Below are 26310 nucleotides of genomic sequence, written 5' to 3' on the forward strand. Positions count from 1 at the left end.
GACCCGATCGCAGCCGAGCAACCGGCGCACTGCGAGGAGTTTCGCAATGCGGCGCTGGATCTGATCCGGGAGCGCTATCTGGATTTCGGTCCGACGCTGGTGATCGAGCTGCACCGGATCTCGGTGGCCAAGGAAACGCTGCGTCAATGGATGACCGAGGCCGGCATCTGGGTCTCGCGTCGCGAGCGCAAGAAGCGGGTTTTCCAGCCACGCGGCCGGCGCGACTGTTTCGGGGAGCTGGTTCAGAACGATGGATCGGCGCCCTCACCCGCCCCGATCTAATCTTGCAACGGGGCAAAGGTCACGACACGCATGGCCCGATCAATTGACCTAGTCCTGATTGGCAACCGCTGGCAAACTGCCTTCGTTCGAAAGACGAGTTTCGGCCTGCCGGGCGGCCGAGACAAGGCGGCGCTTTGCGCGGATCGCGTGCCATTGTTGGTCGATCAGGACGCCGATGAGGATCACGCCACCCATGACGGCGAAATTCAGCGACGAGGGAATACCCAGTAGATTGACGAGATTCTGCAGCTCCTGGAGCAGGACCGTCCCCAGCACGACGCCGACGATCGACCCCTCGCCGCCGCGGAGCGAAAAACCGCCAAGTACGGCGGCGGCAATCGCGTAGAGTTCGTAGAACTGGCCATGGCTCGCCGGCGAGATCGAGCGCGTGTACATGGCGAAATAGATCGCCGAAAGCGCCGTCAGCAGCCCACAGATGACATAGGCCGACATGATCATGCGGCCGGTACGGATACCGGAATAGCGGGCCGCCTCCTCGTTCTTCCCGATTGCGTAAAGATAACGCCCGAAAACAGAGCGATGCAGCATGATCCACATGACCACGGCAATGATGACGAGTGCGATGAAGGTGTTGGGAACGCCGTAAAACCGTCCGGCGGTCAGGAATTCGAGGTCTGGAAAATTCTGGCCGAAAGCAAAACCCGCGGTTCCGTCGGCCGTATAGAAGCGCGCTGCCCCGCGATAAATCAGGAGGCCGCAGAGGGTGACGACGAAGGGCTGCAGATTGAGCCGGGTGATCAGCCAGCCGTGGACGGCGCCGATGACCGCGCCGAGCGCGAGAATGAGCGGCAGCGCCAGCATCCATGACATATCCTGGACCGCGATGAAATCGACGAACAGCACGCCGAGAAGTGCTACCAGCGAGCCCACGGAAAGCTCGATACCGCCTGTAATGATGACAAAGGCCTGGCCGATCGACAGGATGCCAAACAGACCGATCAGGTTGGCAGTGTTGGCCAGGTTGATCGGCAGCAGGAAGCGCGGATTGATGATGGCGACGACGATGCCGACGACGACGATCAAAAGCAGCAGTCCGAGATCTTTTTTGATCATTCGAGATCCATCCCCCGATACGTAATTTTTATGTGCCGCAGCCGCTATTTTACCCTTTTGCCGACGGCAAGCAAAAGGACGCTTTCCTGGCTGATTTCGTCCTCTTCCAATATGCCGGCGATCTGGCCCTCGTGCATGACGGCGATGCGGTCAGAAACGCCGATCACTTCTTCCATGTCGCTGGAGATCATCAGGATCGCCACTCCGGCATCGGCAAGTGCTCGCATCAGGCCGTAGATCTCGTTCTTCGCGCCGATATCGATGCCGCGTGTCGGCTCGTCGAAGATCATCACCTTCGGGCTCATCGACAACCATTTGGCAAGTACCACCTTCTGCTGGTTACCGCCGGACAGAGTGCCGGTTCGCGTCGAAACGGAGGGCGCCTTGATACCAAGGCGAACGCGCTGCTTTTCGGCCGCCGCCCTCTCCCGCTCGGCAGAAAGCATGAAGCGGCTGGAGAGCCGGGGAAGGTCGGCAAGGCTTATGTTCTGGGCGATCGTAAGATCAAGAAGAATGCCGTTGCGCTTGCGATCCTCCGGGACCAGGAAAATGCCACGAGCGACGGCATCTCGGGCAGAACTGACCGCAATTTGCCGCCCGTCCTGCAGAATGGCTCCGCCGTAGCTCCGGTCGATGCCGAAGAGTACTTTTGCAAGCTCGGTGCGGCCCGACCCAACGAGCCCTGCAAGCCCCATGATTTCTCCATACCGGATTTCCAGATCAACGGGGCGGCCGGGATAGGCCTCGGTGCGCACGCCGCTTGCCTTCAGCGCAACCGAGCCGGGCGAGCGCTGCGGTTTTGCGGTCCGGGCCGCAAGCACCCGGCCGATCATCAGTTTGACCATCTGGTCGTGACCGATGTCTTTCTTGGCGAGCGTGCCCACAAGGGTGCCGTCGCGCAGGACCACGACCCGGTCTGCGACGCGCTCAACCTCGTGGAGGCGATGCGAGATGAAAACCACACTGATGCCATCGGCTTTCAGCGATTTGATAATGCTCAGGAGCCGCTCGGTTTCGGCCAGCGGCAGGCTGGACGTGGGTTCGTCGAAGATGACGAGCCTGGCGTTGATGGACAGCGCCTTGGCGATTTCCACCATCTGCTGCTCGGCAAGGGAAAGCGATGCGACGGGCGTGTCGGCGGAAAAATGAGCCCCTACCCGCTTCAAGAGCGGCTTCACCATGTCTCGCAGCCGATTGCGATCGACGAGCTTGAAAGGTCCGGCCTTCAGCGGTTCGCGGCCCAGGAAGATATTGGCGGCAACGTCGAGATTCTCAAAGAGATTGAGTTCCTGGTGCACGAAGGCGATGCCGGATGTGATGCTCGATTCCACAGTGAGAAAATGAAGCTCTGCGCCATCGAGCAGGATCGTGCCTCGGTCGGGTGCGATCACGCCGCCGAGAATCTTCATCAACGTCGATTTTCCAGCCCCGTTCTCGCCGACGAGGCCGATGACCTCGCCCGGTATGATGTCGATCGACAGGCCCTCAAGCGCAACGACGCCCGGATAGGACTTGCCAACGCCGGAAAGCGAAAGGAACGGCGTTGCAAGCGCGTCCGGTGACGGGAAGTCGGAGCTGTGGTTCATCGCCTGTCCATAGCTGCTAATGCTGTCGGCATGGGACGTCTTTCGCGGCGGCGGCAAGTGCCCCCGCCGCGAAAGAGGGTTATTTTCCAGACATGGCCTTCAGGCTGGCGGCATATTTGTCAACGTCATCCTTGCCGATGATTACCGTCGGTATGATGATCAAGCCGTTGCTAGGAACGCCTGACTTGTCGCCCTTGAGGTAGGCCGCCATCAGCTTCATGCCCTGATAGGCCCATTCGAACGGCTGTTGCACGACGGTCGCTGCGACCGTGCCTTCCTTGACGCCGCCGAGCGTGATCGGATCGTCATCAAAGCCGACGACGGTGATCTGGCCGAGTTTGCCGGCGTCGCGCAACGCCTCATAGATGCGCGGCGTATTGTAGGAGTAGAAACCGACCATGCAGGTGACGTCGGGGCTGGCCACCAGCGCATCCTCGACGTTCTTCTTTGCGCGCGTCTGGTCGATATCGTCGCCGCGTACATCTGTCAGCTCGATCTTCGTGCCCTTCAGGCCGTCCTTCATGCCCTGGATGCGTTCCTTGGCATTATCGGCGCCGAGCAGGCCGACGAAGCCGATACATTTGCCGCCGTCCGGCATCGCTTTCTTGGCGATTTCGGCGGCCTGCATGCCGGCGTCGATATTCGATGAGCCGATATAGGCGACGCGGTTGGTCTGCGGCGCGTCGCTATCTGTGGTGAAGAGAGCAGTCTGCGAGCCGATCTTGTTCAAACCGTCCGTCTGGGTCTTGGGATCGACTGCGGAAACCATGATCCCCTTGACGCCGGCACTGACCAAGTCTTCCATAAGCCGTTGCTGAACGGCGACAGATGCCTGCTCAGGGTACTTCAGCTCCATCTGGTAGTCGGGCATCTCGCCCTGCGCCTTCTTCACGCCCGCCTCTGCGGCTTTCCAGAAGTCGGATGCGCCGTTGACGACAAATGCGAGTGTCGGCTTGTCGGCAGCATTTGATACGGCAATCGGTGCCGCGCTCAGCATCAACCCGGCGAAGAACAAGGCTGCATTGCGTTTCAGCTGTTTCATAATACACCTCCCGAGGGCCGCAGTTGCACGGGCCCGTTTCCGATTTACGGCCGGCCGGATGCGCGCCCCCTCCTAGGGCCGTCGCAAAGCGACGAGTGGCATAGGTTCCGATCGCTCCTTGACGGTATACAAGAAATTTAATTAGTAAATAGTATTATCAATGCAGATCAAAACATTTCATCGTGCAATGGCTACGATGGCGATTTTGTACTGACACTTGCCAATAACTGATAGAGTTGCAACAATTCCTGCAATTGCCAGCGCTTTCAGATAGATGATAATATTAATTACCAAAACCGACAATCAATCACCCTGAACCGTTATCCCAAGCAGAGACAGTCTCCACGAATGCGAAAGTCCAAGACCCAAAATAAGCCTGTGCGCGTGACGATGATGGACATCGCCGCGGCGGCTGGCTGCTCGCAGGCGGCCGTCTCCTTCGTCCTCAACGACACACCCGGCACCCGCATCTCACAGCAGACGCGCGATCGCGTATTGGAGGCGGCGCGCGCGCTCGGTTACATGGAGAAGACCTATACGACGAAGGCCTCTTATTCGGGACTGGACAACGTCATCGGTTTCGCCGTGGATCAACTCGCCACCAGCCCGGAAGCGATCGTTGCGATCGAAGGCGCGCGGCAAGCCTCCTGGAACGCCGGCAATGTCCTTCTGGTAACCCAGACGCTCAGTGACCCCGTCATGGAGCCGAAAGCAATCGAGGCGTTGACGAACGGAGGCATATCGGCGCTCATATATATGACAATTTATACTCGCCAGGTGGAGCTTCCATCCTATGTCAGCAAGCTCAACATCCCGACGGTCCTGCTGAACTGTTATACCGTGGACCATGCCTTTCCCGCCGTGGTGCCGAGTGAGATCGCCGGAGGGCAGAGCTCTACCCGGCATCTGATCATGCACGGACACCATCGTATCGCGACGATCACCGGTGAAATCTGGATGCAGGCGGCGCAGGACCGACTGACGGGATATCGCCGCGCGCTGGCGACCGCCGATATACCCTTCGATCCGGAATTGGTCATTGAAGGCGACTGGTCGGCCAGTGCCGGCTATGCCGCCACGATGAAACTGCTTGCTCTGAAAGAGCCGCCCACTGCGATCTTCTGCCAGAACGACCGCACTGCCATCGGGTGCTACGAAGCGCTCAAGGATGCAGGGCTTCGCATTCCCCAGGACATGTCGGTGGTGGGTTATGACGACGAAGAAATTTCACGACATCTCGTACCCCCGCTGACGACTTCGGTCCTTCCCCATCTTGCCATGGGGCAATGGGCGATCGAACATCTCAACCCGGAAAGTGTGCCCGGCAGGCGCTATCCCATTGCGAAGCTCGAATGCTCGCTCGTTAAGCGTCATTCCGTCGCCGCGCCGCGGGCCGAGGCGCGGCAGATCCTCGATGGTGCATATACGTCGCCATAGCGTTCGCGCCGGGTCACTCATCCACTGAGTGGAGCCCAGCTCGCTCGGAACTCCTGACCGGCCCACATTGGAGGAAGTGGTAGAAATCACTTCTCGAGCGATAGAGCGGGCAGAGCTTGCCGTTGGTCGATAGGCTTGCGAACGGATCGCCCTGCCCTTGCGTCGTCACTGACGAACCACCGATCTCAAATAATCTCAACCACAGATACAATCTACGCAGAGGCGACGTTGACGACGTGTGGATTTAGAGCTAGCTCTAGCGCCATGAAAATCGCAATGGTTCTCGTAGTGGTGATATCGCGCATGGGCAGGACGGTCTGATCGTCCGGCAATAGCCACCCATGCGCCGAAAACAGGTCCCTGACGGGGCCTTTTTTTATGCCCCGTCGCACCCATCACCTCACTCACGACGGAACCCAGATATGACCGGCGAGACAGCCAACTCTTTCCTCAACACCCCCTCTGATCGTCGCATGAACGGCGGCGAGATCGTTCTGCAGGCGCTGCGCGACAACGGTGTCGAACACATTTTCGGTTATCCCGGCGCAGCGGTGCTGCCGATCTATGACGAAATCTTCCAACAGGAGGACATCAAACATTTCCTGGTGCGCCATGAGCAAGGCGCCGGACACGCCGCCGAAGGCTATGCCCGCTCGACGGGAAGAGTTGGCGTCATGCTGGTGACATCGGGACCAGGCGTTACAAATGCGGTTACGGCGCTGCAGGATGCTCTTATGGACTCCGTTCCGCTCGTCTGCCTCGCCGGCCAGGTGCCGACAAGTCTCATCGGTACCGACGCTTTTCAGGAATGCGATACGGTCGGCATCACCCGCCCCTGCACAAAGCACAATTTCCTCGTCAAACACGTCGACGATCTGGCCAAAACGATCCATCTGGCTTTCCGGATCGCGGCGGCCGGCCGACCCGGCCCTGTTCTCGTCGACATGCCGAAGGACGTGCTCTTCGCCAGCGGGACCTACGTTGCACCTGACCAGGTAGCTGCGCTGACGAGCTACCAGCCGGCAATGCAAGGCGATCGGAACGCGATCCGAGCGGCGGTCGCATTGATGGCCGAAGCCCGGCAACCCATCATCTATGCCGGCGGCGGCATCATCAATTCGGGACCGGAGGCGTCGAGATTGTTGCGTGAGTTCGTCGACCTCACCGGCTTTCCCGTAACGTCGACCGTCATGGGGCTTGGAGCCTATCCCGCCAGCGGGCGGAACTGGCTGCGCGTCGCCGGACAGGACGGATCGCATGAAGCCAATATGGCAATTGGCGACTGCGATCTGATGCTCGCCATCGGCGCGCGGTTTGACGATCTCGCGATCTCGCGCGTCCATGAGTTTTCGCCTCACTCGAAGAAAATCCAGATCGATATCGACGCCTCGTCGATCAACAAACGCGTTCCCGTCGACATCGGCATTCAAGCCGACGCCGCGCATGTGCTGGCGGATATGATCCATGCTTGGCGGTCGCTCTCCACTATGCCCGACCAGAAACGGTTGCGGGCGTGGTGGACGCAGATCGACCATTGGCGAACCCACGATTCGTTTTCCTACGAGCGGCTGGACCATGCAATCATGCCGCAACATGCGCTGGAGCGTCTGTATGCGCTGACAAAGCCGCACGACCCGATCATCGCCACGGAGATCGGTCAGCAGATGTGGGTGGCGCGGTTCTTCGGTTTCGACAGGCCCAATCGCTGGATTACCTCAGGGGGATTGGGGACTATGGGTTTCGGCCTTCCTGCCGCGCTGGGGGCGCAGCTCGCAAATCCCGGCCGCCTTGTCATCGACATTGCCGGCGACGCGTCGGTGCAAACGACGATGAAAGAGCTGTCGACGGCGATACAGCATCAAGCGCCGATCAAGATTTTCGTCTTGAGCGATGAGCATCCGGGCATGGCGCAAGAATGGGATTCCATGCCGGATGGCAACAGTCGAGCGCGCTCTTATTCGGCCTCACTGCCCGATTTCACCAAACTCGCGGAAGCCTATGGCGCCATCGGCCTTCGTTGCGAAAGCCCAAGCGAACTCGACGCCAAAATCAAGGAGATGATCGACGCGGACCGGCCGGTGCTCCTCCACTGCCGGGTTGCAAGGCTGACCGATACCCATCGGCAGTAACGGCTGATGATCGAACACCCCAAAAGCAAGCCGTGCGATCGTGCAGCCGCAGTCATCGTCTATCCTAGCCGAAGACCTCATGATCGAGACTGGCGTCTCGATCATGGATTTATGCCGTTCTATGAGATCGATTTTCTTCAGCCCGCTTCTGATCAAAGATGCTGTGTCACGACTCTTTGTTTGAAAGAGCGGCCAAGTCCTCTTTAAGCCGCACCGGTAAATCCATCCGTTCGTGAAGAATGCTCATGACGCCAAGATCACCGTTATCAAGCTCACGAAAGAATAGGTAGTGATGCTCATAGCGGCTGAAATAGGCCCGACGCCTGATGTCAGCGGGAACTGCCAACCGTTGCGGAAGCTGTCGCCAGATCAGGCGATCTTCACATAAACGCTGCAAATAAACATGCAGCCCGAGAATGTACGCATCTGCCTGTTTTTCTCCCCACGCTTCGAAAGTGTCACGCCAAATCTTGTCCTGCGCGGCGTCAGCGCGTGGATAAAACCGATAGGCTACCATGCTCAGCGGCGCTTGTTGCGGCGGATAACGTCTTCAGCGGAAACGACGACAAACTCGCTGTCGTCGGCACGCATTGCGGGTGCAAGCTCCTTTTGCAGGCCATCCCATGCCTCGTCGCGCGTTTGCAAATCGCGTCGGATCAGGGCGCGAATGTACTCGCTCGCATTCTCATAGAGGCCGTCGTCACCGATCTGCTGCTGAATGTGATCTTGCAGCACGCCGCTGACCTTCACATGAATGCTGCCCGATGCCATGGGCATACCCTTTCGTTCTTCCTCTATCGTGGTGCAGCGTAGCATATATTGTCAATATTCATCACAAAGAATTCAATCGTGACATGGTTTCTCGAACCTCGCTCGGCGACTCGGCTGGCTTAAAGATGTTCCGAACAGGATCATCATCGTCGGTTCGCCGTTTGTTTAGTGCTTGCGGGCCTGGGGCAGCAGGTTCATGCTTGTTCCTGTTTTGAGGCCCGCTGGTTGCGGCTGAAATAGCCGTAACAGTTTGGGCTTTCGTGAGACGCGTGCGATGGAGTGCGCCGGCTGCGGGTTCAATATTCAGAGCGGTTTTGCTTTCTGTCCGCGATGCGGCGCAAGGCAACCGATCTCGTGCGCTGCCTGCGGCTATCCCTGTCAGCCCGATTTTGCCTTCTGCCCCAGCTGTGGCGCGTCGGTTTCAGGCAAAGTCCAACCCGCGTCGAAGCCAAACATCGAGACGGTGCAGTCTAAATCTGACGGCGATGCCGACCGGCGGCCGGTGACCGTGCTCTTTGCCGATCTCTGCGGCTTCACGACTCTGAGCGAGCAGATCGACCCTGAAGTCATGCGGGTGCTGCAGAACGAATTGTTCGAAGAGATGACCCAGGCGGTCGAGGCCTATGGCGGCTTCGTCGACAAGTTCGTCGGCGATGCGCTGCTGGCGCTGTTCGGCGCGCCGGTCGCTCATGAGGACGATCCGGTCCGGGCGCTTGGTGCCGCACTCGATATGATCAGTCGGGCCACGCAGGTCGGCGAGCGCTGGCACGCCCGGGCCGGCGTGCCGCTGCGTCTGCATATCGGAATCAATAGCGGCCCTGTCGTTACCGGCGGCTTTGGTGCGGTCAGTACAAAATCCTATTCGGTGACCGGCGACACGGTGAACACCGCCCAACGCCTGCAATCCATGGCCGGCGAAAACGATATCCTTGTCGGGCCGCTGACCTATCGCCTCACCCGCCATGCCTTTGCCTTCGAGAGTCTCGGTGCGCAGGCGTTGCGCGGCAAAAGCGGAAACGTCCTTGTCCATCGGCTGACAGGGCTGTTGGAAGCGCCGCATGCGGCGCGCGGGCTCGAGAGTCTCGGCCTTCAGGCGCCGATGATCGGACGAGATACGGAAATGTCGCGGTTGCTGACATGCCTCGATCTTGCCTGCGGCGGGGCAGCACAGCTTGTCCGCCTGATCGGCGAAGCGGGTATCGGGAAGTCGCGGCTGGTCAATGAATTCGTCGTGATAGCCAGCAATGCCGCTCGTTTCCAGGGCCTCGCCATCCGCAAAGCGACCTGCTCTCCCCTCGGCGAACAATCCTATGGCACGCTCGGCGCGGTCGTGCGCAGCGCCTACGGCATTGGCGAGCGAGACGATCTCGACAGGGCGCGGCAATTGCTGGCAACGGGGTTTCGCGCGCTCGATCTGACGCAGGAGGAGGTCGAGGGACTTCTGCCGCTCTTTCTGCATGTCCTCGGCCTCGGCGATCCCGATGGCGCGTTGCGGTACATCGAGCCGGAGCAGCTGCGGCGGCAGATCTTCTATGCCGTCCGCACCGTCTTCGAGCGGCGACTGGCGCAAGGTCCCCTGCTGCTTGTCATTGAGGATCTGCACTGGGCGGACGCTGCCTCGCTGGAAGTGCTTCGCTTCATGATGGACCGGCTGGAGCGCAGCCGGTTGATGCTGCTGGCGGTCTACCGGCCGACATCGCAGACCGACCCACTGGACTCCAATCGTGTCAGCGTCACCGTCCAACGTCTTGCCCCACTCTTTGCGGCCGACGGGCAGAAGCTGCTTGCTGCGTTTTTTGGCGAGAGCTATGCCAAGTTGCCAGTGACGATGCGCAAACGCATCCTCGACCGCGCCGGCGGCAATCCGCTTTTCATCGAAGAAACCCTTCGGGCGCTGATCGACATGGGCACGTTGCACAATGACGGCCAGCGCTGGCATGTCGCAGCGGAAGACACGGATGTCGATATACCGGTGAACCTGCAAGCCCTGTTGCTTGCCCGCGTCGATCGTCTGCCGCAGGAGATCAGACGGCTGGCGCAAGAGGCGGCGGTGGTCGGCCCGAAGTTCGATACCGCCCTGCTCCGCACCGTCGCCACAGACCCGGCCGCCATCGATGCTGCATTGGATCATCTCTGCGATGCCAATATCATCGAGGAATTGCGCGGGCCGGATGCCGGCGGCTCGCCGGGCTATCGCTTCAGCCAGACGCTGATGCATGACGTCATCTACCACAATCTCCTGCTGCAACGGCGCATGGAGCTTCATCAACGGATCGGCCGGGTTCTGGAACGTCAATATGGTGCAGCGCCCGACCGGCCCGAGCATCTGGCACAGCTCGGCCATCACTTCAGCCTGACCACCGAAAAGGCCAAGGGCGCCACCTATCTGATGGCGGCGGGCGATCTGGCGCGCAAGGCCTACGCCAATGACGATGCAATGCGCCTCTATCGTCAGGCCCTTGCGGCCTTCGCAAACGAGGCGGAGGTGACACCAGAGCAACAGGCGCTCCTGGAGCGTCTTGCCGATCTCTGCGGTCCCGCCGGCCTGCGCGACGCCGCCTTGAACCATTATCAGCGGGCGCTGACGACCCATCGCACCAAAGATGACCCTATCGCCGCGGCGAGGATATTGCGCAAGATCGGCCGTTTGCATCTCGATGCAGGACGCCGCGATCAAGCGGAGACACATTTGGCCGAAGCCGAAGCGATGATCGCTACGATCGACGCGCCGGTCGAACGTGCACATGTTCTGCAGGAGCGCGGCCATCTGGCCTTCCGCATGGGGGATCAGTCCGCTGCCGCAGAGTGGGCGACGCAGGCGCTGCAATGCCTGCAAACGCTGCCGATCGACGGGACGACCGAGGCCGGACGGGAGACAGCGCGAGCGATGGCGGAGGCGCTGAATACCAAGGGGGTAGCCTTTGCGCGGCTCGGACGCCGCCGCGAGGCCGTGCAGGAAGTGGAGCGTAGCCTCTCTGTTGCCGAAAAGGCGGATCTGCAAAGTGCTGCCTGTCGCGCCTATTCCAATCTTGGTGTTCTCTACACGATTGTCGATCCTGCCAACGCCATCAGAATCTGCCGGCGCGGTCTGGAGGTTGCGATCCGTATTGGCGATCTCGGCTTCCAGGCGCGCCTTCTCGCCAACCTCGCAGTTGCCTGCTGTACCTTCACCGATCGCTGCGCCGCCGAGGGTGTACCAGCGGCGGAGAAGGCCGTCGAAATCGACCGGGCGCTCGATCAGCGTGACCACCTCTCCGTGCCGCTGATCGTGCTGGGCCAGATTCATCAGTGCCACGGGCAGCCGAAGCTAGCTCGTAAGTATTACGAAGAAGCCCTTGAGGTTGCGAAGGAAATTGATGAACCGCAACTGCTCTTTCCGTGCTATGATGGCTTGGCGACACTCAGCCTTGAGCATGACGACATGGACGAGGCGGAACGGTATTTCACGCTGGCACAGGATGTGTGCATCCGCCACAACCTCGACCCCGGCACGCTCGTCGTCCTGCCGTTTCTCGACTGACTTGTCCTCGTTGCAGTGATCGCCGGAGATCGATTAGGAAAATCGATTCAAGAAGATAAAGGGAGGAACGAAACATGCAGGAGAACCACGCCGCAAGACCGTTACAGCCGGGAGATCGCGCGCCGAACGTGGTGCTGGATGCGATCACCCGCCAGGGCAAGGTCGCCATCGACGATTTTCGCGGCCAGAAGCCGGTGCTCATCGGTTTGTTCCGCGGATTGCATTGCCCCTTCTGTCGCCGGCAGATCGCCGCCATGGCCGAACTCACCGATGCCTTGCAGGAGAAAGGCATCGACAGCCTGACCGTCGTCAACACGCCGATCGACCGCGCTCGCCTCTATTTCCGCTACCATCCGCTTCCCAATCTGCTGGCGGCCTCGGACCCGGAACGGGTATCGCACAAGGCCTTCGGCCTGCCGAATCTGCAGTTCACCGAAGATGAGAATGAGTGGCCGCGCAAAGTCAGCATGAACACGGTGATGTCGATGCGCATCGACATGCCGGGCGAGCTTCCAGCGCCTATGGACCCGATGGCGGCGTCGGAATTCCTCGACAAGGCGGACGGCTATGAAATCACCGAGGATGACAAGCAGATGATCGCCGCCGGCCACGGCCAGCTCGTCGGCGAATTCCTGCTCGATCGGGATGGCGTCGTGCGCTGGTGTTTCACCGAAGTCGAGGAGGATGGCCGCCATATGTTCGGCGGTCCAGCCCCTCGGGAAGTGATGTCGGCAGCGTCGAACATGGCTGTTTGATGGGGCCGAAAGGTCGGACGCTTGAACAAGGCGAGCAATTCCCGGTCCCGCGTGATCGCCCCTATTCCATCCTGAATTTGGCGTGGCAGGTCGTACAGGTCTGAAGCATAAGGTGGAACGCGTGTTCCGCCGGCATTGCCAGCAGTTCCTGCTCGTTGCGAACATGGGTGCCGAGCGGGCCGCCACCCATCGCTTCCCCAGGCTTCATGCGCATGCTGGCGGACATCTGTCCTGGGTTATTCTGCGCGGCGGCGTCCAGCGCGACGGCGTAGTCGCGCAGGTCGTTGGCGATGCGGTCGAACCGGTCGCGCTCCTTAAGGATGTTCGGCCCGGCCTTCGATTGTCGACTGTCGGCCTCGGACGCGAAAAGTGCGGAGAGAATACTCCCGGACTTGTCGCGGATGGTGTCGGCCGCCCATTTGAACTCGCTGGCGTTGTAGGCCGCCGGATCCTTGAACATGCCGGAGATCGTCTTCGCCGCGGCGGCCATGGCCTTCATGTCCGCCTGTCGACGGGAGACGAGGTCCTCCGAGGCTGGCGATGGAAGCCCGGCCATCAGGACTGCTCCCACGATGGAGAGCAGCCCAGCCTTCTTCATATAAGCGGGTTGTTTCATAAACGCTGCGTTCCAAAACCGGGCCATGCCGCTTGCTTCGGATATCCGTCGCTTCAACGGATATCCGTTCTCATCTGGGCAGGAAGGGGGCGGACGGAGAACGCCCTCCCCGATCACGCCGCCATCTTGCGGCAGCTATCGGCGCAACGGCGGCAGGCGTCGACGCAGCTTTGCATGTCGCCCACCCGCTCGCAGTCTTCGGCGCACTGTCCGCAGATTTCTGCGCATTCCCGGCAGACATGCTTATGGTGCTCCGAGCCGATCAGCATGAAGTGCGCGGAGGTCCGGCAAATCTCCGCGCATGCCATCATCAGCTTGAAGTGCGGAGGCTTGGTGTGCTCCCCGCCCAGTTCCAGGCAATGTCCCATGGCCATCGACAGGCATTCGCTGTAGCAAGCGAGGCAATTGTCGATGCAGGCTTTCATTTCAGTCGACATGTGATGCATGGCTCAATCTCCTATTTGGCTTCCTTGTCCACCCACTTGGACATCTCTTCGATCTCCTTTTTCTGGGCTTCGATGACCTTTTTGGCCATCTGCTTGGCCTCTTCATTGTCGCCGTACTTCAGTTCGACCTCCGACATGCTGATCGCGCCCATGTGGTGGGCGATCATGCCGCAGACGAAGGAGACGTCGGCGTCCTTCTTCATCATCCCCTGCATCATGTTCATGTGCATGCCCTTCATGCCGTCCATCGACGCCTTCTGGTAGTCGGTCATGTCGCCCATCGGCATGCCGCCCGAAGGCATGTCCGCCTTCGACATGTCCATGTCTTCGGACTTGCATTTTTCCGGATAGGCCGTCGTCGACTGGGCGGAAACCGCCGACTGCAGGATTGCAAAGCCGGCGGCGACTGCCGTGCACAAGGCAAGCTTGGTGAACGTCTTCATTTTTCGATCTCCGAAAATTTGGTTGATTGTTTGGTCCGTCTTAGCCCGCCTGAAATCGGGGCGGCGGATCGATTGAACGGATCAGCAGGAGCGGCCTGTCGACGGGCTCCGTCCGTTCATGCCTCCCCGGTTCGAAGCGCGGAGCCGCGACCTTGGCAAGTTCCGGAAGGATCGGACAGCAGTGCATCGCCGAACAGCACCCGGCCTGCGTGCCGCAGGCATGCCCCGCATGGCGATCACGCTCCCCCACGACGGCACAGTGCTGGCTTTGCAAGGTGCTCGGCGCCGCGGCCATGCCGAAAGAATTCGCCGCCACCAGGAGAGCGACGAGCAAAAGCTGAGCGTACCGGAAGATGCTTCCAAGTCTCATTCGGCTGGGTTTCCTTCCGGCGCCGAACTGTGCGGCAGCCGCAATGTTCCACAGTACCAGTGATCTGTGGCGGCCTTGCGTTTTGGCAACGGCCGATGAGGAAGCATTAACCGTCGCCGGCTAGTCTGCGCCTCTCGCTCGGAAGAATTCGATGAAACCTGGCTATTCGCTGGCCCAGATAGGACTTCACTGGCTGATCGCCCTCCTAGTGCCGGTCCAGTATCTGACGGGCGGCAGCATCGAGAGAACCCACCACGCCGTCCACATGGGCATGACTCCGGCGTACTGGGACGTCGTCCAGCACCATCTCCACAACTACGCGGGAATGGCGATTGGCCTGCTGATGGGCCTGCGGCTGGTTCTTCGTCTTCTTCAGCCCTCCGAAACCAGCGCACCCCGCTCATGGAGTGAGCGAGCAGCCGCGGCGCTTCACCACGCCTTCTACGCCGCGATTATTGGGCAGGCCTGCATGGGCGTCGTCGCGAGCTACTTCTGGTTCGGGATTGCGCCATACCACGTCATCGGATCAAGGATCATCCTGGCGATGGTGGCGCTGCATCTCGCCGCGGCGATTTGGCACACGGTCGTCGCCCGTGACGAGACAGTCGACCGGATGGTGTTCCCGCGCCGGAAGCGGTCAGCCGACGATCTGTAAGGTAATCAGCGTCAGCACGACATAGCGGCCGGTCTTGGCGACGAACACCAGGATCGTGAAGGGGAGGAGCGGCTCCCTGAGTACGCCGGCGACAACGGTCAGGGCGTCGCCAAACAGCGGCATCCAGCACAGAAGCAACGTCCATTTTCCGTATTTCCGGTACCAGCAGGACGAACGCTCGAGCGCCTTCTCGCCGACCGGAAACCAATGCCGGTCACGAAAATTTTCGATTCCGCGTCCGAGGAACCAGTTGACGATGCTTCCAAGCGTGTTTCCGACGCTGGCGACGGCCAGCAGAACCGGAACGGAGAGCTTTCCGCTAAGAAGAAGGCCAACCAGCACGGGCTCCGACTGCATCGGCAGCACTGTTGCCGCGCCGAGAGCCGCGGCGAAAAGGCCGAGATAAGACGCGAGATCGATCATCGTCGGAAAAGAACAGCTCCTGTTGACCTTGCCACTATTGGAAGCCCAGCTTGTGCACGACGTGATGTTCGCGCCACATAAAGGACTCGAACGTCGGCGAGATATAGCTCTTAGTTGAAATCGATCTGCTTTGCATGTAGTTCGAGGAGCATGGGCAAGATGTACCGAATCGCAATGAGCAGGCTGCTCGTGATGATGCGGCTGGTGATCATCGTATCACTGGCTGGGTACTCGCTATCGAACGCCAGCGCCGCCATGCATGGCTCCTCCTTCCCCAAGGCGGCAGCGGTACTGTCCGAGTCCGATGCAATGCAGCATCACGATGGCCATGACATGACGAAGATGGCTGCCCATGACCATTCGCAGGGCGGCGGCAGTGATGACGCAGATGGCGCATCGAAGCCTGTCAAGCAAGAATGCTGCAAGGATTTCTGTGGCGGGCTCGGCATCATTTGTGAAGGCCAGGATGTCGACGGACCCGTCGTAACCTCGATCCGGCAGTTCATCGACGACCGGACGACCCTTGGCGAGCTGCCGCCCCTCCACCTTCCCCCGAATATCTGAATAGAGACCTACCCGTTTGATCGGGTCTAGTCGGACGCTTGCCTGCTTCCGGGCGAGCGCGCCGTAAGGCTATCTCCTATTCGGAAATTTCATAATGAAACCCTCGCTTTTCGTGGTGGGGCTGCCGCTTATCGTCGGCGGCTGCGCATCCACACTTCCTCCCGACGTGGTGGCGTTTCCCACCGCGGTCGATCAGCCGTCCGCACCTCCGGCGGCATACAGGTCGCCGATCGCAGGCTACGTCGCCCGGCAGCCGGTCGATCCCAAGCCCTGGCGCAGACAGAACGATCTGCAGTCTCCCATGAATGGAGACGACTCATGATCGGCACCAGAAAACTGATCTTGGCGCTGGCATTTCCGCTCGCTTTGAGCGGCTGTGTCACAGGCGCCGAGTATTCCCGCAAAGAGGCGGGCTTCACCTCCGTTGCCAACAAGACCGCCACCGTCACGGCGAAAGAGACCGTCTGGATCCAGAACCAGAACCAGGCTCGATCGGCGGCAGCTCAAGTCAAAAGCCTGCTTCCTCGAACGAAGCCTCTCGACGTCGAGACGGCCGTCCAGATCGCGCTGCTCAACAACAAGGGACTGCAGGCCGCCTACGCCGATCTCGGCGACAGCGCGGCCGACGCCTGGCAAACGACAATGTTCCTGAATCCGACTGTAGCCGTTGGCTTGACGGGCATCGGGACGCCCGGGCTGGAAGCCTTCAAGACAGTCGAAGGGGCCGTCGTCACCAACATCCTGGCGCTTGCCACGAAGAAGCGTGACATCGAAATCGCTGACACGCGGTTCCGGCAAGCACAGTTGAACGCTGCTGTGCGTACGCTTCAGCTTGCCGCTGATACCCGCCGCGCCTGGATAAACGCCGTTGCGGCCTGGGAGAATGTGGGCCAGTTGCAACGCGCCCAAGCGACGGCCGATGCGGCCTCCGAGCTGGCACAGAAGCTGGGCGAGACCGGAGCAATGGCCAAAGGCGCTCAGGCTCGCGAGCATGTGTTCGTGGCTGAACTGGCCGGAGAGACCGCAAAGGCACGTCTGGCGGCCCGGCTCACAAAGGAAGAGCTGACACGCCTTTTGGGGCTTTGGGGTTCAGACCTCGACTATCAAGTCCCGAACAGTCTGCCGTCTCTGCCAAAGGTTGTCGTGAAGCGCGACACAATCGAGGCGGAGGCGCTTCGCAACCGCATCGATCTGCAAGTCGCCAAACTTGAGTTGGAGGCAACCGCTCGCTCCTATGGGCTGACCGAGGCAACTCGATATGTGACCGATCTGGAAATCCTAACCGGGCTTGAAACGGAGCGCGAAATCGAGGACGGCGACAAGAAGGTCGACACGACAGGATTTGCCGAGCTGGAATTCGCTATTCCAATCTTCGACACCGGCAAGGCTCGCATGAGGAAAGCCGAGTTGGCTTACATGCGGGCAGCGAACCAGCTCGCCGAGAAGGCAGTCAATGTGCGGTCGGAGTCGCGATCTGCCTACCAGGCTTACCGCTCGAACTATGACATCGCGCGGCACTACCGCAACAGCGTCGTGCCGCTGCGCACCAAGGTCGAAGAGGAATCCCTGCTGACCTACAACGGCATGATCACCAATACGTTCGAACTGCTCACCGACACGCGCGACAAAATCAACTCCATCCTGCTCTCCGTCAACGCGAAGCGCGACTTCTGGCTGGCCGAAGCCAACCTCGCGCCAGCGATCTACGGCGGCGGCGCTTCGGCTGCGTCAGCAGAGACCGAAGTTGCCTCTGCTTCTGAGAGCAGCGCTGGCGGCGGTCATTGAGAAAGGAACATCGCTATGTTCAATAGAAGACAGATCATTGGAGCCAGCGCCGCTCTGCTTTCGACGGCCGCCTGGACAAAGACGTCGGCAATGGGCTTGCCGGACGCACCGACAATGGAATCGGCGGATATGCAGCCGCCGCTCCAACCAACATCGGGACCAGATTACCAGCCAGTGGTTACGCTGAATGGCTGGACCCTGCCCCATCGGATGAACAACGGCGTCAAGGAGTTCCACCTCGTCGCCGAGCCCGTCGAACGCGAGATGGCCGACGGCATGACCGCCTATCTGTGGGGCTACAACGGCCAATCTCCGGGGCCAACCATCGAGGCCGTCGAAGGAGATCGCGTCCGCATCTTCGTCACCAACAAGCTGCCGGAGCACACGACGATCCACTGGCACGGCATGATCTTGCCGTCGGGCATGGACGGCGTCGGCGGCCTGACGCAGCCGCATATTCCAGTCGGCAAGACCTATGTGTACGAGTTCGACCTCGTGAAATCCGGCACCTTCATGTACCACCCGCATTCCGACGAGATGGTGCAGATGGCCATGGGCATGATGGGTTTCTTCGTGATCCATCCGAAAGATCCCAAGTTCATGCGCGTCGACCGGGACTTCGTCTTCCTGCTCAATGCCTACGATATCGATCCCGGTTCATACGTGCCACGGATCATGGAGATGACCGACTTCAACATGTGGTGCTGGAACAGCCGCGTGTTCCCGGACATCAGCCCTTTGGTCGTGTCGAAGAACGACAGGGTGCGCGTCCGCGTCGGCAACCTGACGATGACCAACCATCCGATCCACATGCATGGCTACGATTTCGAGGTGACCTGTACCGACGGTGGCTGGGTGCGGCCGGAAGCGCGGTGGCCGGAGGTGAGCATCGACATCCCGGTCGGCGCGATGCGTGCCTATGAGTTCGACGCCAAGTATCTCGGCGACTGGGCGATCCATTGCCACAAATCGCACCACACGATGAACGCCATGGGTCACGACATTCCAACCTTCATCGGTGCGGACAAATCGAAGGTCGCCGAACAGATCAGAAAGCTGCAGCCGGAATACATGCCCATGGGCACGAAGGGCATGGCCGACATGGGCGAAATGGAAATGCCCATCCCCGAGAATACCGTTCCGATGATGACCGGCTGGGGGCCGCATGGTCCCATCGAAATGGGCGGCATGTTCTCGGTCGTGAAAGTCCGCGAGGGGATCTCAGCAGACGATTACTCAGATCCTGGCTGGTACGAAAACCCGCCTGGAACGCAGGCCTTCGAGTGGACCGGAGACCTTCCGGACGCGACCAAGGCCAAAGACTCAAAAACGCAAATTACGCCGAAGCCGACAAACGGCTGAGGTCCATCTCAACATCGAAAGGATCTACGCATGAAGAACTATGTACTGGCACTGGCGCTCGTCGCCCTCGCAACCCCAGCGCTCGCTTCCGGCAATCATGCCGGCGGTCACGGCGAGAAGATGGCTGTCGGAGAACCCGGCGACAAGGCCAAGGCGACACAGACAATCCGCGTCACGATGAAGGAAACCGACGACGGAAAGATGCTCTTCACCCCCGCGGTCTTCAACGTTCGCAAGGGGCAGACTGTCAAGATCGCGATCAAGAATGCCGGAACGATCGACCACGAATTCGTGCTCGATCAGGAAGACAAGATTCTGGAGCACAAGAAGGTCATGGAGAAGTTCCCGGAAATGGAACATGCCGACGCCAATTCTATCCGTCTTCCGGCGGGTCAATCCGGCGAGATCGTCTGGAAATTCACCACCGACGGCGAGTTCAAGTTCGCCTGCCTGATCCCCGGTCACTATGAAGCCGGCATGCACGGCGACGTCACGGTCGCCGGGAAATAATCCGCAAAGAGGAGCTACGAACATGAAAACTGCCATGATCAAAATCAGCGTGGCCGCCCTGATCTCTGCCAGCGCGGCCTTCGGTGCGTTCGCTCAGGAATTCACCAAGGGTGTCGTCAACAAGATCGACGCCAAGGCGAACAAGGTGACCATCAAGCATGAGGACCTGAAGAACCTCGACATGCCTGCGATGACGATGGTTTTCCGGGTCGAAGACCCGGCTCTGCTTGAAAGGCTGAAGGAAGGTTCGAATATTGAGTTTGTCGCAGAGCGCGTCAACGGCAAGCTCACCGTCACAGAGGTCAAGTAAGCCGACTCCACGTCGCTGATGTCCTTGGTACGCGGCCGTCGCTGACGGCCGCGTACCACCATCCGCCAACTGTGACAACGAATGCGTCCATTATCGCGAGGCGCAATCGAATACCTTCCGGTAACGACCCGCCATGAAATCTGCAATCGGCGTTCATTGGGACTACGCGCGAGAAATTCGCTCAATCCTGCTGCGCTTTGTCGCCTTCGCCATTCTTCTTGCCAACCTCTTGCTGGGCGGCAACGCAGGTGCCGAAGGAATGCTTTTAATCGTCGTCATCAGTTATCTCGTCATCAGCATCACTTCTGTCGTGACAGCACGATTCCTTCCTGATCGCTCCTGGCTGAAAATCCTCTTTGTCGTACTCGATGCCCTGTTGGTCGTCTCAATTTTATATGGGCATATCCTTAGCGGACCGGTGACCGAAAACCACAATTTGACGACCACCAGCTTGGTGGTGGCATTTATCCTGCTCAATCATGTAGGTCTCAAGCTGGATGGTCGCCTCGTCCTCATCTTCTCTGGCATCGTCCTTGTTTCCTGGGTGGCCATGCTGGCGGCCACGGCCGCCAGACATCATACGGCTGACACGGTGTCGTTGGTCGGATCGTTCTTCAATCAGGACCTGGGTCTGACGGTCAGCTTCGGCTTCACCGCCTTTGCGATCTATCTTCTTGCGAAGGACCACGACCGGACTCGCAAGGAGGCATTGCGAGCGGATGAGCGACGTCTCAATCTTTCACGCTTCTTCTCGCCGCTCGTGGTCGCGGACCTTGAGGAAGGCAGCTCGGCACTCGATCTCGAACGTCGCAACGCGGCGATAATGTTCGTTGACTTGCGGGATTTCACGAGCTTTGCCGAAACTGCGCCAGCACGCGAGCTGGCTTGGGTGCTGCGGGAATACCGGCAGCTTGTTTCCGGCATCATTTTTGAACACGGCGGGACCGTCGATAAGTTTATTGGCGACGGCGTAATGGCAGTCTTCGGCCAACCCTCCCCCACAGTAGACGATGCAGACCGCGCCTTGGCATGTGCTCTAGACCTCGTCGATGCGCTCACGGATTGGAAGAACTACAGTGTACAGAACGGCTATCCCGCCCTGAACGCAGGTATTGGCTTGCACTACGGCACGGTCATCGGCGGCGTCCTAGACAGCGGATGTCATAGCGAGTTCACGGTGATCGGTGATGCGGTTAACGTCGCCCAACGCTTGGAATCGTTGGCCAAATCATTCGATGCGCCACTCGTCGTATCGTCAGCGCTGATGGCCCAGCTGCGTAAACCAGTTCCGACCGCCCTTTGGATACCTGAGAGTTCGGTGGGTCTGCCGGGACGTCGGCATCCAATAGACGTGTGGTATTTACACCGCGAAGCGGGGTTTACTCCCGCCGAGGAAAACACTGGTTACGAGACGGGCGGCGTGCAGACCGCCCTCCATAGATCGTCCTTCCAGTCATCGCCTCCCGCGCCCGATGTGTGCACGGGGTAGTCAATACCTCGGACGGACACCTTGGCTGGATCGCCACATTTAACGAATGCTCGGTGCTTTCCCGGATCGCTGTAACCAGCACCCGCAGCATTGTCCTGCGAAAGCGAGATCAGGACATCGAAATCGTATCCCGCTCGCTCTGCGGTGTGGTTGCTTAAAACGCCAAGGCTAACAACGGTGTCATCGTCGAAATGAGCCGTATGAAAAATCAATGTTTCCGCTGCCTTCGCATTGGAAACCAATGGCAGCCCGGCAACAAATACAGTAAGAAACCAACGCATTCACCCCTCCCGTGGTTCATGCGAATGCGAGATCATATCACTTCAACGGACGGGCTGCTATCCATTCTACTGTAGGAGCAGCCATGGCAGTACAGCTACGCAAATGCGCTCGACCTGGTCGCATTTGGCTACGCGAAGCACACCATCCAGTTCGATCACTATTTGGAAAGTAACCGGTGTCTGGCCGCCATATGTTCGGCGGTCCCGCCCCGCAGGAAGTGATGTGGGCGGCGTCGAACACGGTTGTTTGAAGCGTCCGCGGCGCCTCCTCCTGGCTTGAGGAACAAAACGCTCTTGTCGATGTTGTCATTGCGATGGCATGGCCATGGGAGGTACTCATGCGAAAATCTCTTCAATTCATACTCATCGGCTCGGCGGCTTTAACCGGGTTGACGATCGCGCCGACGATCGCGGCCGCACAGGACTTGGAGCTGCGGGTCGGCCCCGGTGGCCTCGGCATATACGACCGTGATCGAGACCGGTATGATCGATACGACCGGCGGGGACCACGCGGCTGCGATCCGGATGATGCTCTCGACATCGCACGCAGCGAAGGACTTCGCAGGGCGCAGATCGTCCGCATGTCCCCCCGCAGCATCGTTGTCCAAGGGATGACGCGCCGCGGACCGGAACGAATAGTCTTCGCAAACCGGCGCGGCTGCCCGGAAATCTGACCGCGGCGTAAGCTGGCGGACGCCCGAGCATTGAGATCGCGGACGAATGCGGCCGTGGGCTTATTTCGACCCGGTGCGGAACCTTTTGGCACTTTGGGCATTGCTGCTACGTGCCCAGGAGTTCGCAGTAGCTTCGTGTCCATCCGACGGCATAATCAGAATCGACTCAATGGAAAATATATCGAAAATTCAAATTATTACAGCGTCTTTTTCACGTCTTGAAAGATGCGCGGCGCTGTAGACGCACCATGGGAGGATTTATGATGATGAGCGGTCCAATGAAGGCGCTTCTCGCCGTTCTTGCTGTTGCCGGTTACCAGAACAGAGACAAGATTGGGGAACTCCTGCGCGGCATCCAGAACCCACAGCAGGCCGGCGCGGGAAATCCGCAGCCAGGCGGGCTTGGGGGCCTTCTTGGTGGATTGGCCGGTACGGGCGGACTCGGCGGCCTTCTCGGCGGCCTGTCGTCCGGCGGCATCGTCAGCGGCGGGCTCGGCGATCTGCTGAAGACATTTCAGCAGAATGGTTACGGCGACAAGGCGGAGTCATGGGTACGCCCCGGCCCGAATGCCGACATCGACGACGGCCAGCTCGCGGAAGCACTCGGCCCGGACGTTCTGAACGAGATCGCGGCGAATACCGGCCTGTCGCATGAAGAGATTCTTGGGCGGCTGAAGCGCGATCTTCCGAAAGCTGTCGACGACCTGACTCCAGAGGGAAAAGTACCCACCGCCGAAGAGAGCTTTTTGTCTTCTGCAAGTCAAGCGACCACCATCGGACGGCCCGGCACCCTCTAATTTCGGGCCGTCTTTGCGTCGCACCAGCGCATCACTCGGCCAGCGCATCACTCGGGGAGACCGGCCTTGCGGTAGCCGTCGATGAAATGCGCAAGCGTCCGAGCGTCACGGAACGGTTCGGCCGCCGCCCAGTGGCGGGTTGAAAAATGCGGGTTGGCGACGAGGAACAATTCGACCTCGGCATGCGCCTCGTCGAGCCGGCCGAGTTGGGCAAGGCTTGCCGCAAGGAAACGGCGTGAGCTTGTGCGATAGGTCTCGTCCCGGCGTAGCGTCTCGACGGCGGCTTCGTATTGGCCGGCGGCATATTGTGCCTGGCCGAGCGTCAGATAGTACCAGCTTGCCGGGAACGGGTTCAGCCGGAAGGCCTTGGCGATATGCTCAAGCCCCTCCCCGACCCGCCCGGCGAGAACCGTGATGTCGGACAGGGCCGCAAAGGTGTCGGCCTCATTCGGGTCGAGCTCGATCGCCTTGGCGAATTCCGCATCGGCCTCAGCGAAACTGCGCTCATAGGCAAGCAGGTAGGCGAGGATCCAGCGGCAGCCGGCATCGTTGGGATCGATCGCCACCGCCTTGCCCGCCAGTTGCAGAGCAGTCTTACGTGTAGGCTCCGTCGGTCCGCCGGAATGCACCTCACCCATCCAGTGGTTTATGGCAAGCCAGCGATAGGGCTCGGCATAATCAGGGTCGAGCGAAATCGCGCGTGTCAGCATCAGATGCGCTTCCCGCGCCGTCTGTGGCGTATCATCCATCAGCTTGCGCGCCCGCACGCAGAGATCGTAAGCGTCGAGATTCTTGGGCCGGTTGCGCCGCGGCGGTGTGCGCAGCCGGCCGAGCAAGGCCTCCACGATCTTGGCCGTCACCTCGTCCTGAACGGCAAAGATATGGTCCAGGCTACGGTCGAAGCGTTCCGCCCATAGATGATCGCCACTTGCCGCATCGACCAGTTGGGCGTTGATGCGTACCTGTCCCGCTGCGCGTCTTGCGCTACCCTGCAGCAGGTAACGCACGCCGAGCTCCTCGGCGATATCGCGCACGTCCATCGCCCTTCCCTTGTAGGCGAAGGCCGAGCTGCGGGCGATGACGAACAGGCCCGGCATCCTGGAAAGGTCGGTGATCAGGTCTTCGGTCAGGCCATCGGCGAAGGATTCCTGCTCGGGATCGTTGCTGATATTCACGAAGGGCAGCACCGCTATCGATGGTTTGTCGTGCAGCGGCAAAGGTTTTCGCTTCACACCGCCGAGCTGATCGATGGCGCCGGTGAAGCGGTAGCCGACACGCGGCACCGTGGAGATCCATTCACCGCCGTCGGCGGCCGGACCGAGCAGCTTGCGCAGCTGGGCGATCTGGACAGTGAGGTTGCCTTCCTCGACTGATATGCCCGGCCAGGCCGCGTCCATCAGCTCGGCTTTGCCGAGAATTTCGCCGGGTCGTTCAACGAGTGCAGCGAGCAGCTTGACCCCGCGGTGGCCAATGGCAACGAGATCATTGTTCCGAAGGAGCGTTCCAGCCCCCGGATCAAGCACGAACGGACCAAAGGCAAAGCGCGATCCCTGCATGGGGCGCATCTATAATCGGTTTGGACGTTTTTGAGAACTTTTTGGGAAAGCTTAAGTACGACGCTCACCCTGTCCTGCAGAATTCATCCTCTTTCAGGTAAAGGCCCCCGGGCCTTCAAACCCTATGGAGGTTGCCGTGAACGATATTTCCTGCGTGGAGCCGGCGGACGTGTCGGATCGGCATTTGCACGGCACGACGTCGCTGCGAGCGGATCGGATCCCATGGGCCGCGATGGCGGGTATCATCGCGACCGTCACGGTATTTGCCGTGGCGCAGGGGTTGACCTATCCGCTGCTCAGCTTCATCCTGGAGCGGCAAGGGACGACATCAGGCCTGATCGGATTGTCGGCGGCTATGACGCCGCTCGGTTTCATCCTATCGGCGCCCTTCATTCCGGCGCTTTCGCGGCGCGTGGGTGGGGCGCGGCTGGCGATCCTGTGTTCAATCCTGGCCGCGCTCACCCTAATGACGATTGCCTGGGCGCAGGACGTCTGGGCCTGGATGCCGCTGCGCTTCCTGCTCGGCGTCTTCGCCAATCCGCTTTACGTGATCAGCGAAACCTGGCTGATCTCGCTCACGCCGGCGCCGCGCCGGGGCCGGATTATGGGCCTTTATTCATCGATCGTTTCGGCTGGCTTCGCCATCGGCCCGCTGTCGCTCTGGCTCACCGGCACTGAGGGTTGGCCGCCCTTCGTGATCGGCACTACGGCCTTCCTCCTCTGCGGCCTGATCGTGCTTGCGGTCGTCCCACGCCTGCCCGACATGCCTGGTGAAGGCGAGGCAACAACGGTGAGCCGCTTCTTCGCGCTGGCACCACTGCTGTTGTTTTCCGTTTTTACCGCTGCCGCCTTCGAGCAGATTCTGCTTTCCCTCTTCGCGGTCTACGGCGCAGCACTCGGCAGCGCCGAGGAGCGCATCGCTTCGCTCATCACCTGTTTCATCGCCGGCAATGCCGTGCTGCAGATTTTGCTCGGGCGCTTGGCCGAACGGTTCGGCTCGACGCGGATGATGCTCTTCTGCGTCCTGGCTTGCCTCGCCAGCTGCCTGCTGCTGCCGTCGGCCTTCAATTCGTGGCTTATCTGGCCGCTCGTTTTCGTCTGGGGCGGGGTCTCGTTTGGGATCTACACCCTGTCGCTGATCCAGCTCGGCGAGCGTTTCACCGGCCAGGCCCTGATCGCCGGAAATGCGACCTTCGCCTTGGTATGGGGTATCGGCGGCATCGTCGGATCGCCCACGACAGGACTGGCGATGCAACTGATCGGACATCAAGGTCTGCCATTCTCCCTTGGCCTGCTCAGCTGTGTGCTGGCGGCGCTGCTGATGGCCAGGACATGGCGGGGCTGATCGAGGCACTTGCTCGTGCCGCCCTGCCCCGGCTTGACCTGCCGGCCCTTTGCTCAGAAGAATTGCCATTTAATATATAACATGTTAT

General features: G+C 60.1%; 26 protein-coding genes and 1 pseudogene. 17 read left to right on the forward strand and 10 right to left on the reverse strand.

The genetic code is table 11. The features are described 5' to 3' along the window. Nucleotides 1-258, forward strand: a pseudogene (locus RWJ89_RS08075) (ISNCY family transposase); the annotation flags it as partial. A 72-nt stretch (nt 259-330) separates the two neighbouring features. Here the strand turns inward: RWJ89_RS08075 and RWJ89_RS08080 are convergent. From RWJ89_RS08080 to RWJ89_RS08090, 3 genes are all read right to left on the reverse strand, one after another. Next, on the reverse strand, nt 331-1356 hold the full coding sequence (locus RWJ89_RS08080) for an ABC transporter permease (protein WP_316030820.1): 1026 nt from the start codon (nt 1354-1356) through the stop codon (nt 331-333). A gap of 44 nt (nt 1357-1400) precedes the next feature. Continuing rightward, complete coding sequence (locus tag RWJ89_RS08085; RefSeq protein ID WP_316030821.1) at nt 1401-2942, reverse strand: sugar ABC transporter ATP-binding protein; 1542 nt, start codon at nt 2940-2942, stop codon at nt 1401-1403. Between the two features lie 79 nt (nt 2943-3021). After that, entirely contained in the window at nt 3022-3984 is a 963-nt protein-coding gene (locus tag RWJ89_RS08090; RefSeq protein WP_131642690.1) for a sugar-binding protein, read from the reverse strand. 348 nt (nt 3985-4332) lie between these two features. Between RWJ89_RS08090 and RWJ89_RS08095 the strand changes: the two genes are divergently transcribed. Continuing rightward, nucleotides 4333-5421, forward strand: coding sequence for a LacI family DNA-binding transcriptional regulator (locus RWJ89_RS08095; protein WP_316030822.1), 1089 nt, complete (start codon nt 4333-4335; stop codon nt 5419-5421). A gap of 422 nt (nt 5422-5843) precedes the next feature. Further along, nucleotides 5844-7550, forward strand: coding sequence for a biosynthetic-type acetolactate synthase large subunit (ilvB, locus tag RWJ89_RS08100; protein ID WP_316030823.1), 1707 nt, complete (start codon nt 5844-5846; stop codon nt 7548-7550). Between the two features lie 166 nt (nt 7551-7716). On the opposite strand, the gene RWJ89_RS08105 is transcribed toward ilvB, so the two are convergent. Then, nucleotides 7717-8067 (reverse strand): type II toxin-antitoxin system RelE/ParE family toxin, encoded by a 351-nt coding sequence (locus tag RWJ89_RS08105; RefSeq protein ID WP_131666953.1) that lies wholly within the window; start codon nt 8065-8067, stop codon nt 7717-7719. A gap of 2 nt (nt 8068-8069) precedes the next feature. After that, the gene (locus RWJ89_RS08110) at nt 8070-8321 is read right to left on the reverse strand and encodes a ribbon-helix-helix domain-containing protein (RefSeq protein WP_027665810.1); all 252 of its coding nucleotides are present in this window, start codon (nt 8319-8321) and stop codon (nt 8070-8072) included. A gap of 274 nt (nt 8322-8595) precedes the next feature. Here RWJ89_RS08110 and RWJ89_RS08115 point away from each other — a divergent pair, with 274 nt between their 5' ends. Together RWJ89_RS08115 and RWJ89_RS08120 are read left to right on the forward strand one after the other, a co-directional pair. Beyond that, the gene (locus tag RWJ89_RS08115; protein ID WP_131642687.1) at nt 8596-11841 is read left to right on the forward strand and encodes an adenylate/guanylate cyclase domain-containing protein; all 3246 of its coding nucleotides are present in this window, start codon (nt 8596-8598) and stop codon (nt 11839-11841) included. A 74-nt stretch (nt 11842-11915) separates the two neighbouring features. Further along, entirely contained in the window at nt 11916-12596 is a 681-nt protein-coding gene (locus tag RWJ89_RS08120) for a peroxiredoxin-like family protein (RefSeq protein ID WP_131642686.1), read from the forward strand. A gap of 61 nt (nt 12597-12657) precedes the next feature. Here the strand turns inward: RWJ89_RS08120 and RWJ89_RS08125 are convergent, their stop codons facing one another. The 3 genes from RWJ89_RS08125 to copM all read right to left on the reverse strand — a co-directional run bounded on the left by RWJ89_RS08125 (nt 12658) and on the right by copM (nt 14101). Beyond that, on the reverse strand, nt 12658-13212 hold the full coding sequence (locus RWJ89_RS08125; RefSeq protein WP_077980980.1) for a c-type cytochrome: 555 nt from the start codon (nt 13210-13212) through the stop codon (nt 12658-12660). A gap of 113 nt (nt 13213-13325) precedes the next feature. After that, nucleotides 13326-13658, reverse strand: coding sequence for a four-helix bundle copper-binding protein (locus tag RWJ89_RS08130; protein WP_003539709.1), 333 nt, complete (start codon nt 13656-13658; stop codon nt 13326-13328). 11 nt (nt 13659-13669) lie between these two features. Next, nucleotides 13670-14101 (reverse strand): CopM family metallochaperone, encoded by a 432-nt coding sequence (copM, locus tag RWJ89_RS08135; RefSeq protein ID WP_168282236.1) that lies wholly within the window; start codon nt 14099-14101, stop codon nt 13670-13672. Between the two features lie 229 nt (nt 14102-14330). On the opposite strand from copM, the gene RWJ89_RS08140 reads away from it, so the two are divergent. Together RWJ89_RS08140 and RWJ89_RS08145 are read left to right on the forward strand one after the other, a co-directional pair. After that, complete coding sequence (locus RWJ89_RS08140) at nt 14331-14534, forward strand: hypothetical protein (RefSeq protein WP_168282234.1); 204 nt, start codon at nt 14331-14333, stop codon at nt 14532-14534. Between the two features lie 88 nt (nt 14535-14622). Further along, nucleotides 14623-15126 carry a cytochrome b gene (locus tag RWJ89_RS08145; protein WP_168282232.1) on the forward strand — a complete coding sequence of 168 codons (504 nt, stop codon included), beginning with the start codon at nt 14623-14625 and terminating at the stop codon, nt 15124-15126. Here the strand turns inward: RWJ89_RS08145 and RWJ89_RS08150 are convergent. Further along, nucleotides 15109-15549 (reverse strand): YqaA family protein, encoded by a 441-nt coding sequence (locus tag RWJ89_RS08150; protein WP_221998725.1) that lies wholly within the window; start codon nt 15547-15549, stop codon nt 15109-15111. The two genes, RWJ89_RS08145 and RWJ89_RS08150, sit on opposite strands and share 18 nt — an antisense overlap. Nucleotides 15550-15699: 150 nt before the next feature. Here RWJ89_RS08150 and RWJ89_RS08155 point away from each other — a divergent pair, with 150 nt between their 5' ends. The 9 genes from RWJ89_RS08155 to RWJ89_RS08195 all read left to right on the forward strand — a co-directional run bounded on the left by RWJ89_RS08155 (nt 15700) and on the right by RWJ89_RS08195 (nt 23321). Next, nucleotides 15700-16113 (forward strand): hypothetical protein, encoded by a 414-nt coding sequence (locus tag RWJ89_RS08155; protein WP_206116619.1) that lies wholly within the window; start codon nt 15700-15702, stop codon nt 16111-16113. A gap of 94 nt (nt 16114-16207) precedes the next feature. Further along, nucleotides 16208-16435 (forward strand): hypothetical protein, encoded by a 228-nt coding sequence (locus RWJ89_RS08160; protein ID WP_017960474.1) that lies wholly within the window; start codon nt 16208-16210, stop codon nt 16433-16435. After that, entirely contained in the window at nt 16432-17898 is a 1467-nt protein-coding gene (locus tag RWJ89_RS08165) for a TolC family protein (RefSeq protein WP_131666945.1), read from the forward strand. The genes RWJ89_RS08160 and RWJ89_RS08165 overlap by 4 nt, the downstream gene beginning before the upstream one ends. 15 nt (nt 17899-17913) lie before the next feature. Then, nucleotides 17914-19260 carry a multicopper oxidase family protein gene (locus RWJ89_RS08170; protein ID WP_131666944.1) on the forward strand — a complete coding sequence of 449 codons (1347 nt, stop codon included), beginning with the start codon at nt 17914-17916 and terminating at the stop codon, nt 19258-19260. Between the two features lie 30 nt (nt 19261-19290). After that, nucleotides 19291-19770, forward strand: coding sequence for a cupredoxin domain-containing protein (locus tag RWJ89_RS08175; protein ID WP_020049948.1), 480 nt, complete (start codon nt 19291-19293; stop codon nt 19768-19770). A 22-nt stretch (nt 19771-19792) separates the two neighbouring features. Further along, on the forward strand, nt 19793-20080 hold the full coding sequence (locus tag RWJ89_RS08180; protein WP_020049947.1) for a copper-binding protein: 288 nt from the start codon (nt 19793-19795) through the stop codon (nt 20078-20080). Between the two features lie 133 nt (nt 20081-20213). Next, nucleotides 20214-21569: an adenylate/guanylate cyclase domain-containing protein gene (locus RWJ89_RS08185; RefSeq protein ID WP_316030824.1), complete on the forward strand. Its 1356-nt coding sequence runs from the start codon at nt 20214-20216 to the stop codon at nt 21567-21569. Between the two features lie 619 nt (nt 21570-22188). Continuing rightward, complete coding sequence (locus RWJ89_RS08190) at nt 22189-22524, forward strand: hypothetical protein (RefSeq protein ID WP_020049945.1); 336 nt, start codon at nt 22189-22191, stop codon at nt 22522-22524. Between the two features lie 263 nt (nt 22525-22787). After that, nucleotides 22788-23321, forward strand: a complete 534-nt coding sequence (locus RWJ89_RS08195) for a YidB family protein (protein ID WP_316030825.1) — start codon at nt 22788-22790, stop codon at nt 23319-23321. A 47-nt stretch (nt 23322-23368) separates the two neighbouring features. Here the strand turns inward: RWJ89_RS08195 and RWJ89_RS08200 are convergent, their stop codons facing one another. Beyond that, a complete protein-coding gene (locus tag RWJ89_RS08200) occupies nt 23369-24877 on the reverse strand; it encodes a winged helix-turn-helix domain-containing tetratricopeptide repeat protein (RefSeq protein ID WP_316030826.1) in 1509 nt (502 codons plus the stop codon). 124 nt (nt 24878-25001) lie between these two features. Between RWJ89_RS08200 and RWJ89_RS08205 the strand changes: the two genes are divergently transcribed. After that, nucleotides 25002-26222, forward strand: coding sequence for an MFS transporter (locus RWJ89_RS08205; RefSeq protein WP_316030827.1), 1221 nt, complete (start codon nt 25002-25004; stop codon nt 26220-26222). Nucleotides 26223-26310 lie beyond the last annotated feature (88 nt).

The sequence above is a fragment of the Rhizobium sp. 10PS4 genome, from assembly GCF_032464805.1.
Classification (GTDB): Bacteria; Pseudomonadota; Alphaproteobacteria; order Rhizobiales; family Rhizobiaceae; genus Rhizobium; species Rhizobium laguerreae.